Below are 14,058 nucleotides of genomic sequence, written 5' to 3' on the forward strand. Positions count from 1 at the left end.
GGTATTTGGAGCAAGGTGAGATCGCATTCATCTTGCCCGAAATACCTCGGGGGGCTCCGCAGGAGCGGGGGCAGAGCCCCCTCCGACATCCAAGCTTGGGAGGAGCCGATGTTTCGCAAGATCCTGATCGCCAACCGCGGCGAGATCGCCTGTCGCGTCATCGACACCGCGCGCCGCATGGGCGTGGCGACCGTTGCCGTCTATTCGGAGGCGGACGCCGGCGCGCGCCATGTCGCGATGGCCGACGAGGCCGTGCTGATCGGCGGCCCGGCGCCGCGTGACAGCTACCTGCGCGGCGCGGCGATCATCGCCGCGGCGCGGGCCACCGGGGCCGAGGCGATCCACCCGGGCTATGGGTTTCTCTCGGAAAACCCCGATTTCGTCGATGCGGTCGAAGCGGCGGGGCTGGTCTTCATCGGTCCCTCGGGCGATGCGATCCGGGCGATGGGGCTCAAGGATGCGGCGAAGGCGCTGATGGCGGAGGCGGGGGTGCCGGTCGTGCCGGGCTATCACGGCGCGAACCAGGACCCCGAGCATCTGGCGGGTGCGGCCGAGGCGGTGGGCTATCCGGTGCTGATCAAGGCGGTCGCGGGCGGCGGCGGCAAGGGCATGCGCCGCGTCGACCGGCCCGCCGATTTCGCCGCCGCGCTGGCCTCGGCGCAGGGTGAGGCGCTCACCGCCTTCGGCAATCCCGCGGTGCTGATCGAGAAATACGTCGAGAAGCCGCGCCACATCGAGGTGCAGGTCTTCGGCGACGGCACCTCGGCGGTGCATCTTTTCGAGCGCGACTGCTCGCTGCAGCGCCGCCATCAGAAGGTGATCGAGGAGGCCCCGGCGCCCGGCATGACGCCCGCGATGCGCGCCGCGATGGGGCAGGCGGCCGTGCGCGCGGCCGAGGCGATCGGCTACAGCGGCGCCGGCACGATCGAGTTCATCGTCGATGCCTCCGAGGGGCTGCGCGAGGACCGCTTCTGGTTCATGGAGATGAACACCCGCCTTCAGGTCGAGCATCCGGTGACCGAGGCGATCACCGGCGTCGATCTGGTCGAATGGCAGCTGCGCGTCGCCGCGGGCGAGCCCTTGCCGCTGCGACAGGATGAGCTGACGATCACCGGCCACGCCTTCGAGGCCCGGCTTTACGCCGAGGACGTGCCGGCGGGCTTCCTGCCGGCGACCGGCACCCTTGCTCACCTCAGCTTCGGCGCGGCGCGGATCGAGACCGGCGTGCGCGCGGGCGACACGATCAGCCCCTGGTATGACCCGATGATCGCCAAGGTGGTGACGCATGGCCCGACGCGCGCGGTGGCGCTGGCGCAGCTTGCCCGCGCGCTGGAACAGACCGAGGTTGCGGGCACGGTGACGAATCTCGGTTTTCTCGGTGCGCTGGCCCGCCATCCGGGCTTTGCCGCGGGCGATGTCGACACCGGGCTGATCGGGCGCGAGATCGACGCGCTCACCGCCGCCACCGACCCGCCCGCGGCGGCGCGTGCGCTGGCGGTGATTGCAGCCGCGGGGCTGGCCGAGGGGACGGGGCCGGGCTTCAGCCTCTGGGCGCCGCTCGTCCGCGCCGCGCCCTTCGAGGAGCCGGCACAGCTTGCCGTGACCGGGCCCGGGCGGGTCACGGTGACGGTGGCGGGCGACGCGCAGGACTGCGTGTTGCGCGCCGACGGCTGGTGGGTCGAGGGCGCGAAGACCGGCGCGCGGTTCCATGTCGGCGCCGACGAGGTCACCGTCTTCATGGGCGCCGCCTATCGCTTTTCCCGGCCCGATCCGCTCGCGCGCCGCTCGGAAGGGCCGGCCTCGGGGCTGACGCTTGCGCCGATGCCGGGGCTGGTGAAGGCGGTCTTCGTCGCGGCCGGGCAGGCGGTGGCGGAGGGCGACCGGCTTGCCGTGCTCGAGGCGATGAAGATGGAGCACACGATGCTCGCCGCCCGCGCCGGCACCGTGGCCGAAGTGCTGGTCGAGGCGGGCGCGCAGGTCGAGGCCGGCGCGGCGCTGATCCGGCTTGCCGACGAGGGCGTGGAGGAGGCGGCATGATCCGCCTGCATCACGTTCCGGGGGCGCGCTCGTTCCGCGTGCTGTGGCTGCTCGAGGAGCTCGGCGAGGTGGCCGAGCTGAAGATCTGGTCGCTCACCGACGGCGGCCTGCGCAGCCCCGAGTTCCGCGCCCTCTCGCCCGCCGGGCGGATCCCGGCGCTCGAGATCGACGGGCGGGTGATCTTCGAGTCGGGGGCGATCGTCGAATATCTGACCGAGACCCGCGGCCGGCTTGCGCCGCGTCCGGGAACGGCAGAGCGCGCCGATTTCCTGCAATGGCTGCATTTCGCCGAAACGCAGGCGAACATCTTACAGAACCTGAACATTCACCACATCTTCCTGCGCCCCGAAAGCGCGCGTTCGGCGGTGCTGACGACGCTCGACACGAAGCGGCTCGAGGTGACGATGAAGGCGATGGAGACGCATCTTGCCGGCCGGGACTGGCTGCTTGACGGCTTCTCGGCCGCCGATGTGATGTTCGGCTTCAACCTCGAGGCGATGTTTCGCTTCGTCCGCCCCGAGGCCTTCCCGTCGCTCGCGGTCTGGGCCGAGTGCTGCAAGGCGCGCCCGGCCTATCGCCGCGCGGTGGCGAAGGGCGGGGCAAGCGCGATCTACACCCGGGATTTCTACGAGCTGAACGATGGCTGAGACGGTTGAGATCTTCGAGATGGCCCCGCGTGACGGGCTGCAGAACGAAAAGCGGCTGATCCCGACGGCGGAGAAGATCGCGCTGGTCGATTGCCTGAGCCGGGCGGGGTTCCGCCGGATCGAGGTTGCCTCTTTCGTCAGCCCGAAATGGGTGCCGCAGATGGCCGACGGGGCGCAGGTGCTGGCCGGCATCGCCCGCGCGCCGGGCGTGCGCTATGCCGCGCTTACCCCGAACCTGAAGGGCTATGAGGGGGCGCGGGCGGCGCGGGCGGACGAGGTGGCGATCTTCGCCTCGGCCTCGGAGGGGTTTTCGCGCGCGAACCTGAACTGTTCGATCGCCGAGAGCCTTGATCGTTTCCGCGCGGTGATGCAGGCGGCGCAGGCCGACGGCATGCCGGTGCGCGGCTATGTCTCGGTCGTCACCGATTGCCCCTATGACGGGCCGACCCCGCCCGAGGCGGTTGCCCGCGTCGTCGCGGCGCTGCGCGAGATGGGCTGTTACGAGATCAGTCTGGGCGACACCATCGGGCAGGGCCGGGCCGAGACCGTGGCGGCGATGCTGGATGCGGTGCTCGAGGAGATGCCGGCGGACCGTCTGGCGGGCCATTTCCACGACACTGCGGGCCGGGCGCTGGAAAATATCGAGGCGGCGCTCGCCGCCGGGCTGCGGGTCTTCGATGCCGCGGTGGGCGGGCTTGGCGGTTGCCCCTATGCGCCGGGCGCCAAGGGCAATGTCGCAACCGAGAAGGTGGCGGCCTGGCTTGCCGGGCGCGGCTATGAGACCGGGCTCGACATGGAGGTGATCGGCGCGGCGGCAGAGCTTGCGCGGGCAATGAGAGGGCAGGGGGAATGACCGAGACGATCCGGACCGGGGTGGACGCGCGCGGTGTCGCGCATCTGTGGCTGGCGCGCGCCGAAAAGCACAACGCGCTGTCGGCGCAGATGATGGACGAGATCACCGCCGCGATCGGTGCGCTTGGCGCCGATCCCGCGGTGCGGGTGGTGGTGCTTGCGGCCGAAGGCGAGAGCTTCTGCGCCGGCGGCGATCTGAAATGGATGCAGGCGCAGATGAACGCCAGCGCCGAGGAGCGCGCCGCGGGGGCGCGCCGGCTGGCGGCCATGCTCAGCGCGCTCGACCGTTGCCCGAAGCCGGTGATCGGCCGGGTGCAGGGCAACGCCTTCGGCGGCGGCATCGGCATGATGTCGGTGTGCGACGTGGCGGTCGGCGTGACCGGCGCCCGCTTTGGCCTGACCGAGACCCGGCTTGGCCTGACGCCGGCGACGATCTCGCCCTATGTCGTCGCCCGCATGGGCCCGGCGAAGGCGCGCCGCGTCTTCATGTCGGCACGGCTCTTCGGGGCGGCCGAGGCCGAGGCGCTGAACCTTCTGGCCCGCGTCGTCGCGCCGGAGGACCTCGACGCCGCGGTCGAGGCCGAGGTCGTGCCCTATCTGAGCTGTGCGCCCGGTGCCGTCGCCGATGCCAAGGCGCTGATCCGGATGCTTGCCCCGCCGATTGAGGCCGCGGTGCAGGAGGCGACCATCGCCGCCCTCGTCGCCCGTTGGGAAACCGCCGAGGCGGGCGAGGGAATCGCCGCCTTCTTCGACCGGCGCAAACCCGGCTGGAGCGCCTGACCGGGCGCCAGACCCGAGGGATTCTCTCGGAATTGCCGGGGCTTCGGGCCCGCGCGCCTCGACGTGCGGGCCCTTGCCTTATTGCCGTCGCGGCACGAACCCGGTCGCTGCCGAAGCGGTGTGCATCGGTATACCAAATGAACTTTTCGGACCGGAAAGCGGTGCCTCTCGGTTGACCCGGCGGGGAGGCGGCGATATTGCTCGCTCAGCCGGAACCTGCGCGACACTCGGTCGCGTCACAAGGGAGCCAACCAGTGCACGACATGCTGCGTGAATACCTTCCCATCCTCATCTTCCTTGCATTGGCCATCGTGCTCGGGCTTGTCCTGATCCTCGCCGCGGTCGTGCTGGCCGTGCGCAACCCGGACCCGGAAAAGGTCTCGGCCTATGAATGCGGCTTCAACGCCTTCGACGACGCGCGCATGAAGTTCGATGTGCGCTTCTACCTCGTCTCGATCCTGTTCATCATCTTCGACCTCGAAGTGGCCTTCCTGTTCCCCTGGGCGGTGGCCTTCGGCTCGCTGAGCATGGTGGGCTTCTGGTCGATGATGGTGTTCCTCGGCGTGCTGACCGTGGGCTTTGCCTATGAATGGAAGAAAGGGGCGCTGGAATGGGCGTGATGACTTCTGCCAACACCGCGGGGGCCGACAAGGAAGCCGCGACCCAGGCCCTGAACAAGGAACTGCAGGACAAGGGTTTCCTGCTGACCTCGACCGAAGACCTGATCAACTGGGCGCGCAACGGCTCGCTGCACTGGATGACCTTCGGTCTGGCCTGCTGCGCCGTCGAGATGATGCAGGTTTCGATGCCGCGCTATGACCTCGAACGCTTCGGCACCGCGCCGCGCGCCTCGCCGCGCCAGTCCGACGTGATGATCGTCGCGGGCACGCTGACGAACAAGATGGCGCCGGCGCTGCGCAAGGTCTATGACCAGATGCCGGAGCCGCGCTATGTGATCTCGATGGGGTCCTGCGCGAACGGCGGCGGCTACTACCACTACAGCTACTCGGTGGTGCGCGGTTGCGACCGGATCGTGCCGGTCGACATCTACGTGCCGGGCTGCCCGCCCTCGGCCGAGGCGCTGCTCTACGGTATCTTGCAGCTGCAGCGGAAGATCCGCCGCACCGGCACGCTGGTCCGCTGAGGGGGAGAGAAGAATGAGCGACGAAGCCCTGAAGGAACTGGCCGCCCACATCGAGCACAAGCGCTCGGCCGATGTGCTGAAGACCGAGATCGCCTTTGGCGAGCTCTGTGTCACCGTCACGCCCGGCTCGATCCTCGAGTTCGTGGAATTCCTGCGCGACGATCCGAGCTGCCGCTTCTCGACGCTGATCGAGCTGACCGCCATCGACTGGCCGGAACGCCCGGCGCGTTTCGACATGGTCTGGCTGTTCCTGTCGATGTGGCGCAACCAGCGCATCCGCGTGAAGGCGGCGCTGCGCGAGGACGAGATGTGCCCGTCGATCGTCGAGGCCTTCCCGAACGCCAACTGGTGCGAGCGCGAAGTGTTCGACATGTATGGCATCCTGTTCTCGGACCACCCGGACCTGCGCCGCATCCTCACCGACTATGGCTTCCGCGGTCACCCGCTGCGCAAGGACTTCCCGACCACGGGCTATGTCGAGGTGCGCTATGACGAGGTGCTCAAGCGCGTCGTCTACGAGCCGGTGAAGCTGGTGCAGGAATATCGGCAATTCGACTTCCTCTCTCCCTGGGAAGGCGCGCATTACATTCTGCCCGGCGACGAGAAGCAGGGCTGATCCTCGCGTCGGGCTCCCGTGGCCCGGCGGACAGGACAAGACAGAGGTTGGACCATGGACGGCGACATCCGGCAGAATTCCTACGATGACGGCTCGCACGATGTGCTGACGGGCGAACAGCGCATCCGCAACTTCAACATCAACTTCGGCCCGCAGCACCCTGCCGCGCACGGCGTGCTGCGCATGGTGCTGGAGCTTGACGGCGAGATCGTCGAGCGCGCGGACCCGCATATCGGCCTGCTGCACCGCGGCACCGAGAAGCTGATGGAAAGCCGCACCTACCTGCAGAACCTGCCCTATTTCGACCGTCTCGACTATGTCGCGCCGATGAACCAGGAACATGCCTGGTGTCTCGCGATCGAGCGGCTGACCGGCACCGAGGTGCCGCGGCGGGCGCAGCTGATCCGCGTGCTCTACTCGGAAATCGGCCGTATCCTGAACCACCTGCTGAACGTCACCACGCAGGCGATGGACGTCGGCGCGCTGACCCCGCCGCTGTGGGGCTTCGAGGAGCGCGAGAAGCTGATGATCTTCTACGAGCGGGCCTGCGGGGCGCGGCTGCACTCGAACTACTTCCGGCCCGGTGGCGTCCATCAGGATCTGCCGCCGGCGCTGCTCGACGATATCGAGACCTGGGCGCAGGCATTCCCGCAGAAGCTCGACGACATTGACGGGCTGCTGACCGAGAACCGGATCTTCAAGCAGCGCAACGTCGACATCGCGATCATCACCGAGAAGGAAATCTCGGACTGGGGCTATACCGGCGTGATGGTGCGCGGCTCGGGCTTTGCCTGGGACCTGCGCCGCAGCCAGCCCTACGAGTGCTATGACGAGTTCGACTTCAAGGTCTGCGTCGGCAAGAACGGCGACTGCTATGACCGCTACCTCGTCCGCATGGCCGAGATGCGCGAGTCGACCAAGATCATCCTTCAGGCGATTGCCAAGCTGCGCCTGCCCGAGAACCTGGGCGACGTGCTGGCGCGCGGCAAGATGACCCCGCCGAAGCGCGGCGACATGAAGCGCAACATGGAAAGCCTGATCCACCACTTCAAGCTCTACACCGAGGGCTTCCACGTCCCGGCCGGCGAGGTTTACGCCGCCGTCGAGGCGCCGAAGGGCGAATTCGGCGTCTTCCTGGTGTCGGATGGCACCAACAAACCCTACCGCGCCAAGATCCGCGCCCCGGGCTTCTCGCATCTGCAGTCGATGGATGAGATCTCCCGTGGCCACCAACTCGCCGATGTTTCGGCCATCATCGGCACGCTCGATATCGTGTTCGGGGAGGTTGACCGCTAATGCTCCGTCGTCTTCATCACGAGCAGCCCGCTGCGTTTGAGTTCACGCCCGCGAACCTCGCCTGGGCCGAGGCGCAGATCACCAAGTATCCGGTGGGCCGTCAGGCCTCGGCGATCATTCCGCTGCTGTTCCGCGCGCAGGAACAGGAGGGGTGGCTGTCGAAACCGGCGATCGAATATGTCGCGGACATGCTGGGCATGCCCTATATCCGCGCGCTCGAGGTCGCGACCTTCTACTTCATGTTCCAGCTCGCTCCGGTGGGCTCGGTCGCCCATATCCAGGTCTGCGGCACGACGTCGTGCATGATCTGCGGCGCCGAGGACCTGATCAGGGTCTGCAAGGAAAAGATCGCACCGCATGCCTTTGAACTCTCGAAGGACGGCAAGTTCAGCTGGGAAGAGGTCGAATGCCTCGGCGCCTGCGCGAACGCGCCGATGGCGGCGATCGGCAAGGACTATTACGAGGATCTCAGCGAAGAGAGCCTCGCGAAGCTGATCGACACCATGGCCGCCGGCCAGACCCCGCGCCCCGGTTCGCAGACCGGCCGGTTCTCGTCGGAACGGGCGGGCGAGCAGGTCGCGCTGCTCGACAGCAAGGGCGACCGCGAGGAATACAACGCCACCGTGGGCCTTGCGGTCTCGATCGGCGACACGATCAAGCGCATCGACGGCACCGAAGTGGCGCTGCGCGCGCCGTGGCAGATGTCGGGCCAGCGCGCGCCGATCGGCATGATGGGCACCGAACGGCCGAAGTCGGCCGTGCAGCAGGTGGCCGCAGAGAAGGCGGCGAAGGCCGCGACGGAATGAGACGCGGGGCCCGCGGCGGCACAGCCGGGGGCCCTGAAGACGGCGCAAGGGCCGGAAGGAGACGATGAGCGGGTTCGAGGCGGGCTGCAGGATCAGGGCATGGACATGGGGCGCGATCACGGGCCTCGGCACCGGCCTTCTCGTCCAGCCGGCGCACGGACCTGGCGCGGCGCTCTTTCTCGGCCTGATCGCCTTCCTGCTTGCGGGGGCGGTCTTCGTCTGGGGCTTTTGCGACGGGCTCGACCGCCGCTTCGCCCTGCCGCCGGCGGCGCTCGAACGGGCGCGGGCCGCGGCGGAGAAGAGGACGGCGGACGGGGAAGGGATCGCGCCTTCCGCTGCCGCGACGGGCAAGGACCGCTGAGGCTTCGGCCCGCGGCGACAAGGGATTTCGCGCCGGTTCGGGCGCAACGGGGGCCGGGACACCGGTGGCCGTGCAACTGAGGGAAGTGACATGCTGAAAGATCAGGACCGGATCTTTACCAACCTTTACGGGATGCACGACCGCTCCCTGAAAGGCGCGATGATGCGCGGCCACTGGGACGGCACGGCGAACATCCTGGCCAATGGCCGCGACTGGATCATCGAGCAGGTGAAGGCCTCGGGCCTGCGCGGGCGCGGTGGTGCGGGCTTCCCGACCGGGCTGAAATGGTCCTTCATGCCGAAGCAGTCGGACGGCCGCCCCTCGTTCCTCGTCATCAACGCCGACGAATCCGAACCCGCGACCTGCAAGGACCGCGAGATCATGCGCCACGATCCGCACACGCTGATCGAGGGCGCGCTGATCGCCGGCTGCGCCATGGGCGCGAGCGCCGCCTATATCTACATCCGCGGCGAATACATCCGCGAGAAGGAAGCGCTGCAGCAGGCGATCGACGAATGCTACGAGGCGGGGCTGATCGGCAAGAACGCCTGCAAGTCGGGCTTCGATTATGACGTCTACCTGCACCACGGCGCCGGCGCCTATATCTGCGGCGAGGAAACCGCGCTGCTCGAAAGCCTCGAGGGCAAGAAGGGGATGCCGCGGATGAAGCCGCCGTTCCCGGCGGGCTCGGGCCTTTACGGCTGCCCGACCACGGTGAACAACGTCGAGTCGATCGCCGTCGTGCCGACCATCCTGCGCCGCGGTGCGGACTGGTATGCCTCGTTCGGCCGCCCGAACAACACCGGCGTCAAGCTGTTCGCGATGTCGGGCCACATCAACACCCCCTGCGTCATCGAGGAATCGATGTCGATCTCGATGAAGGAACTGATCGAGAAGCATGGCGGTGGCGTGCGCGGCGGCTGGAAAAACCTGAAGGCGGTCATTCCGGGCGGCGCCTCGTGCCCGGTGCTGCCGGCGGCGCTGTGCGAAGATGCGATCATGGATTACGACGGCATGCGCGAGCTGAAGTCGAGCTTCGGCACCGCCTGCATGATCGTGATGGATCAGCAGACCGACATCATCAAGGCGATCTGGCGTCTGGCGAAGTTCTTCAAGCACGAGAGCTGCGGCCAGTGCACGCCCTGCCGCGAAGGCACCGGCTGGATGATGCGGGTGATGGACCGCCTGGTCACCGGCGAGGCCGAGATCGAGGAAATCGACATGCTCTTCAACGTGACGAAGCAGGTCGAGGGCCACACCATCTGTGCGCTCGGCGATGCCGCTGCCTGGCCGATCCAGGGCCTGATCCGGCATTACCGCGAAGAGATCGAGGACCGCATCAAGGCCCGCAAGACCGGGCGCATGGGCGCGATGGCGGCGGAGTAAACGAACTTGGGTATGGCAGTCGCAATCTTGGTGATGATCGTGCTGGGCGCTGGAGGCGCGGTTCTGACCGCGCTTTATGCGCGCGCCTACGGTCGCGCAGGGTATGACGACTGGGGCAACTATCTTGCATTGCTTCCCATGTTTTCCGCGTTTGCCCTCATGCTCGTGGCGACGCCTCTTGCATGGGTGGTGTTGCTTTATTTCCCGATTGCGGTGTTTGGCACGCCGTTGCTGCTGTTGACGCGCTGGTGCTCAATGCGAAGCAGGAAGGTGGGCATTTGATGCGCGCTATCCTGCCCTTCGTTGCTCTTGCTGCGCTTGCCGCCTGTACCCCGCCTGTCGGCCCCGGCAGTGTCGCTCCTGTCAGCACTGAACCCAAGGCGATGGCCGGCTATACGGCGCTGAAGGGGCAGGGCGGGGAGCTGATCGTGAAGCGCGCGGGCACGCCCTTCACCAACTCCGACGGGGCCGAGGCGAAACGCGCGGCCAATTCCTTCTGTGGCGCGAACGGGGCCGTCACCGGCACCGAGGACAATTTCCGGGATGGCGCCTGGATCTTCCCGGGGGGCTGCGCATGACGGCCCCGACCACCATTCAACGCGCGGGCCTCCGCGCCCGAGCCAAGTGACGGATCAGACACATGTCGAATACGCGCAAAATCATCATCGACGGCCATGAGGTCGAGGTTGATCCGAACCTGACGATCATCCAGGCTTGCGAGCAGGCCGGGATCGAGGTGCCGCGCTTCTGCTATCACGAGCGGCTGTCGATCGCGGGCAACTGCCGCATGTGCCTTGTCGAGGTCGTCGGCGGCCCGCCGAAGCCCACCGCGTCGTGCGCGATGCAGGTCAAGGACCTGCGCCCGGGCCCGAACGGCGAGCCCTCGGTGATCAAGACCAACTCGCCGATGGTGAAGAAGGCGCGCGAAGGGGTGATGGAGTTCCTGCTCATCAACCACCCGCTCGACTGCCCGATCTGCGACCAGGGCGGCGAATGCGATCTGCAAGACCAGGCAATGGCTTACGGGGTGGACTTCAGCCGCTACCGGGAGGCGAAGCGCGCCTCCGAAGACCTGAACCTCGGGCCGCTGGTGAAGACCTGCATGACCCGCTGCATCAGCTGCACCCGCTGCGTGCGCTTCACCTCCGAGGTCGCCGGCATCACCCAGATGGGCCAGACCGGGCGCGGCGAGGACAGCGAGATCACCAGCTATCTGAACCTGACGCTCGACAGCAACCTGCAGGGCAACATCATCGACCTGTGCCCGGTCGGTGCGCTGACCTCGAAGCCCTATGCCTTCACCGCCCGCCCCTGGGAGCTGACGAAGACGGAATCGATCGACGTGATGGACGCGCTCGGCTCGAACATCCGCATCGACACCAAGGGCCGCGAAGTGATGCGCATCCTGCCGCGCAACAACGACGCGGTGAACGAGGAATGGATCTCGGACAAGACCCGCTTCATCTGGGACGGTCTGCGCCGGCAGCGGCTTGACACGCCCTACATCCGCGAGAACGGCAAGCTGCGCAAGGCAGGCTGGGGCGAGGCGCTGGCCGCTGCCGCCGCGGCGATGACCGGCAAGAAGGTGCTCGGCCTGGTGGGCGATCTCGCCCCGGTCGAGGCGGCCTTCGCGCTCAAGCAGCTGGTCGAGGGCCTTGGCGGTTCGGTCGAGTGCCGCACCGATGGCGCGCGTCTGCCGGTGGGCAACCGCTCGGCCTATGTCGGCAATGCCGCGATCGCGGATATCGACAATGCCAAGCAGATCGTGCTGATCGGCACCAACCCGCGCAACGAGGCGCCGGTGCTGAACGCGCGCATCCGCAAGGCCTGGTCGCATGGCGCGACGGTCTCGCTGATCGGGCCCGAAGCCGATCTGACCTATGATTACACCGCGCTTGGCAATGACCGCGCGGCGCTTGCGAAGGCCCTGGCCGAGGCCACTCCGGCCGAGGGTGCGCTCGTCATCGTCGGGCAGGGCGCTGTCTCGGAAGCCGATGGCGAGGCGGTGATCGCCCATGCGATGGCGCTCGCCGAGAAGCTCGGCGGCAAGTACATGACGCTGCACACTGCGGCCGGTCGCGTCGGCGCGATGGACGTGGGCGCGGTGACCGAGGGCGGGCTTCTGGCCGCGGTCGAGGGCGTGGAGGTGATCTACAACCTCGGCGCCGACGAGGTGGAAATCACCCCGCGTTCGGAAGGCGGCCCGTTCGTGATCTATCAGGGCAGCCACGGCGATCGCGGCGCGAACCGCGCCGACGTGATCCTGCCGGGCGCCGCCTACACCGAGGAAAACGGCCTCTTCGTCAACACCGAGGGCCGGCCGCAGCTCGCCTTCCGCGCGGGCTTCGCGCCCGGCGAGGCGAAGGAAAACTGGGCGATCCTGCGCGCGCTCTCGGCCGAGCTTGGCCGGACGCAGCCGTGGAACGCGCTTGCCGGCCTGCGCAAGGCGCTGATCGCGGCGGTGCCGCATCTCGCCCAGGTCGACACCGTGCCGGCGAATGGCTGGACCCCGGTCGCGCTTCGCGACATGGGCGCGGCCAGCTTCCGCCCGGCGGTCAGCGACTTCTTCCTGACCAACCCGATCGCGCGGGCCTCGGTGGTGATGGCCGAATGCTCGGCCCTTGCCAAGGCGCGCGCGACCGGCCCGGCGCTTGCGGCGGAGTGACACGAATGGCGCAGCTTTTCCCCCTCGCGCGCATCGCCCCCGGCCTTCTGGCCGGGCTGGCGGCCTGTGCGCCGGCGGAAGGGGCTGCGCCCTCGAAGATCGTCTATGAGGGGGTCGAGACCCGTCTCCTCGAGGGCGATCTGGTCGATTTTCGCGTCGCGCTGCGCGGGGCGGGGGACGACAGGGCGGTGGTGAGCTATGCCACCTGTGCGGCGGCGCAATATGCGCTGATCCGCGGCTACGGCTTCGCGCGGCACATCCGCACGAAGATCGACCATGAAAACGGAACTTGGCAGGCGGATGCGGTCTATCTGATCTCCGCCGCTCTGCCCCGCGGACTGAAGACGATCGACGCTCAGGTGACGGTCGGCGACTGCGCGGATCAAGGTATACCGACGGTTTGAAAGACAAGGCGGTCTGAGGGACAAAATGGCTGAGTTTCTTGCAACACCTTTTGGCACTTTCCTGCTCATCCTCGGGCAGTGCCTTCTGGTCACGGTCTGCATCCTCGTGGCGCTGGCCTTTCTGATGTATGCCGACCGCAAGGTCTGGGCGGCGGTGCAGATCCGTCGCGGTCCGAACGTGGTGGGCCCCTTCGGCCTGCTGCAGAGCTTCGCCGACTTCCTGAAGTATATCGTGAAGGAAATCGTCGTGCCGGCGGGCGCCGACAAGGCGGTCTACTTCATCGCTCCGATGCTGAGCTTCATCCTGCCGGTGATTGCCTGGGCGGTGATCCCGTTCAACTCCGGCTGGGTGATCTCGGACATCAACGTCGCGATCCTCTACATCTTCGCGGTCTCCTCGCTCGAGGTGTACGGCGTGATCATGGGGGGCTGGGCGTCGAACTCGAAATACCCGTTCCTCGGCTCGCTGCGCTCGGCCGCGCAGATGATCTCCTACGAGGTCTCGCTCGGCCTGATCATCATCGGCGTGATCATCTCGACCGGTTCGATGAACTTCGGCGCGATCGTCGAGGCGCAGAAGACCAGCTACGGCATCTTCGGCTGGTACTGGCTGCCGCACCTGCCGATGGTGGCGCTGTTCTTCATCTCGGCGCTGGCCGAGACCAACCGTCCGCCCTTCGACCTTCCGGAAGCTGAATCGGAACTCGTCGCCGGCTATCAGGTCGAATACAGCTCGACGCCGTTCCTGCTGTTCATGATCGGCGAGCTGATGGCGGTGGTGCTGATGTGCGCGCTCGTCTCGCTGCTGTTCCTCGGCGGCTGGCTCAGCCCGATCCCCGGCCTGCCCGACGGCGTGCTGTGGCTGGTGGGCAAGATGCTGCTGTGCTTCTTCATCTTCGCGATGGTGAAGGCGATCGTGCCGCGCTACCGCTACGACCAGCTGATGCGGATCGGCTGGAAGGTGTTCCTGCCGATGTCGCTCGCCTGGGTGGTGATCGTGGCATTCCTGGCGAAATATGAGGTCCTCGGCGCCTTCTGGGCCCGCTGGACGATGGGGGGCTGAT

15 protein-coding genes and 1 pseudogene are annotated in these 14,058 nt (G+C 67.4%); all 16 read left to right on the forward strand.

The genetic code is table 11. The features are described 5' to 3' along the window. The first annotated feature begins 108 nt into the window (after nucleotides 1-108). Nucleotides 109-2,037 (forward strand): ATP-binding protein, encoded by a 1,929-nt coding sequence (locus EOW66_RS04045; RefSeq protein WP_128155033.1) that lies wholly within the window; start codon nucleotides 109-111, stop codon nucleotides 2,035-2,037. Next, nucleotides 2,034-2,684: a glutathione S-transferase family protein gene (locus EOW66_RS04050; protein WP_128155035.1), complete on the forward strand. Its 651-nt coding sequence runs from the start codon at nucleotides 2,034-2,036 to the stop codon at nucleotides 2,682-2,684. The genes EOW66_RS04045 and EOW66_RS04050 overlap by 4 nt, the downstream gene beginning before the upstream one ends. Further along, nucleotides 2,677-3,537: a hydroxymethylglutaryl-CoA lyase gene (locus EOW66_RS04055; protein ID WP_128155036.1), complete on the forward strand. Its 861-nt coding sequence runs from the start codon at nucleotides 2,677-2,679 to the stop codon at nucleotides 3,535-3,537. Before EOW66_RS04050 ends, EOW66_RS04055 begins: the two co-directional genes overlap by 8 nt. After that, a complete protein-coding gene (locus EOW66_RS04060) occupies nucleotides 3,534-4,316 on the forward strand; it encodes a crotonase/enoyl-CoA hydratase family protein (protein WP_128155038.1) in 783 nt (260 codons plus the stop codon). Before EOW66_RS04055 ends, EOW66_RS04060 begins: the two co-directional genes overlap by 4 nt. A gap of 254 nt (nucleotides 4,317-4,570) precedes the next feature. After that, on the forward strand, nucleotides 4,571-4,936 hold the full coding sequence (locus tag EOW66_RS04065; RefSeq protein ID WP_128155039.1) for an NADH-quinone oxidoreductase subunit A: 366 nt from the start codon (nucleotides 4,571-4,573) through the stop codon (nucleotides 4,934-4,936). Then, entirely contained in the window at nucleotides 4,927-5,460 is a 534-nt protein-coding gene (locus tag EOW66_RS04070; RefSeq protein ID WP_183077450.1) for a NuoB/complex I 20 kDa subunit family protein, read from the forward strand. Before EOW66_RS04065 ends, EOW66_RS04070 begins: the two co-directional genes overlap by 10 nt. Before the next feature lie 13 nt (nucleotides 5,461-5,473). Beyond that, nucleotides 5,474-6,076, forward strand: coding sequence for an NADH-quinone oxidoreductase subunit C (locus EOW66_RS04075; protein ID WP_128155041.1), 603 nt, complete (start codon nucleotides 5,474-5,476; stop codon nucleotides 6,074-6,076). 54 nt (nucleotides 6,077-6,130) lie between these two features. Beyond that, complete coding sequence (locus EOW66_RS04080) at nucleotides 6,131-7,372, forward strand: NADH-quinone oxidoreductase subunit D (RefSeq protein WP_128155042.1); 1,242 nt, start codon at nucleotides 6,131-6,133, stop codon at nucleotides 7,370-7,372. Next, nucleotides 7,372-8,169: pseudogene (gene nuoE / locus EOW66_RS04085) on the forward strand (NADH-quinone oxidoreductase subunit NuoE); the annotation flags it as partial. The gene EOW66_RS04080 and the pseudogene nuoE, both read left to right, overlap by 1 nt. 73 nt (nucleotides 8,170-8,242) lie before the next feature. After that, nucleotides 8,243-8,539: a hypothetical protein gene (locus EOW66_RS04090; RefSeq protein ID WP_128155045.1), complete on the forward strand. Its 297-nt coding sequence runs from the start codon at nucleotides 8,243-8,245 to the stop codon at nucleotides 8,537-8,539. Between the two features lie 90 nt (nucleotides 8,540-8,629). Next, the gene (gene nuoF / locus EOW66_RS04095; RefSeq protein ID WP_113901025.1) at nucleotides 8,630-9,925 is read left to right on the forward strand and encodes an NADH-quinone oxidoreductase subunit NuoF; all 1,296 of its coding nucleotides are present in this window, start codon (nucleotides 8,630-8,632) and stop codon (nucleotides 9,923-9,925) included. Between the two features lie 12 nt (nucleotides 9,926-9,937). Beyond that, on the forward strand, nucleotides 9,938-10,207 hold the full coding sequence (locus EOW66_RS04100; RefSeq protein ID WP_128155047.1) for a hypothetical protein: 270 nt from the start codon (nucleotides 9,938-9,940) through the stop codon (nucleotides 10,205-10,207). A gap of 101 nt (nucleotides 10,208-10,308) precedes the next feature. After that, complete coding sequence (locus EOW66_RS04105; RefSeq protein WP_128155049.1) at nucleotides 10,309-10,503, forward strand: hypothetical protein; 195 nt, start codon at nucleotides 10,309-10,311, stop codon at nucleotides 10,501-10,503. 62 nt (nucleotides 10,504-10,565) lie between these two features. Beyond that, nucleotides 10,566-12,590, forward strand: a complete 2,025-nt coding sequence (nuoG, locus tag EOW66_RS04110; RefSeq protein ID WP_128155051.1) for an NADH-quinone oxidoreductase subunit NuoG — start codon at nucleotides 10,566-10,568, stop codon at nucleotides 12,588-12,590. A 5-nt stretch (nucleotides 12,591-12,595) separates the two neighbouring features. After that, on the forward strand, nucleotides 12,596-12,994 hold the full coding sequence (locus EOW66_RS04115) for a hypothetical protein (protein ID WP_113901021.1): 399 nt from the start codon (nucleotides 12,596-12,598) through the stop codon (nucleotides 12,992-12,994). Between the two features lie 25 nt (nucleotides 12,995-13,019). Beyond that, the gene (nuoH, locus tag EOW66_RS04120) at nucleotides 13,020-14,057 is read left to right on the forward strand and encodes an NADH-quinone oxidoreductase subunit NuoH (protein WP_128155053.1); all 1,038 of its coding nucleotides are present in this window, start codon (nucleotides 13,020-13,022) and stop codon (nucleotides 14,055-14,057) included. The last annotated feature ends 1 nt before the right edge of the window (nucleotide 14,058 follow it).

The organism is Paenirhodobacter huangdaonensis, from assembly GCF_004022465.1.
Taxonomy (GTDB): domain Bacteria; phylum Pseudomonadota; class Alphaproteobacteria; order Rhodobacterales; family Rhodobacteraceae; genus Rhodobacter; species Rhodobacter huangdaonensis.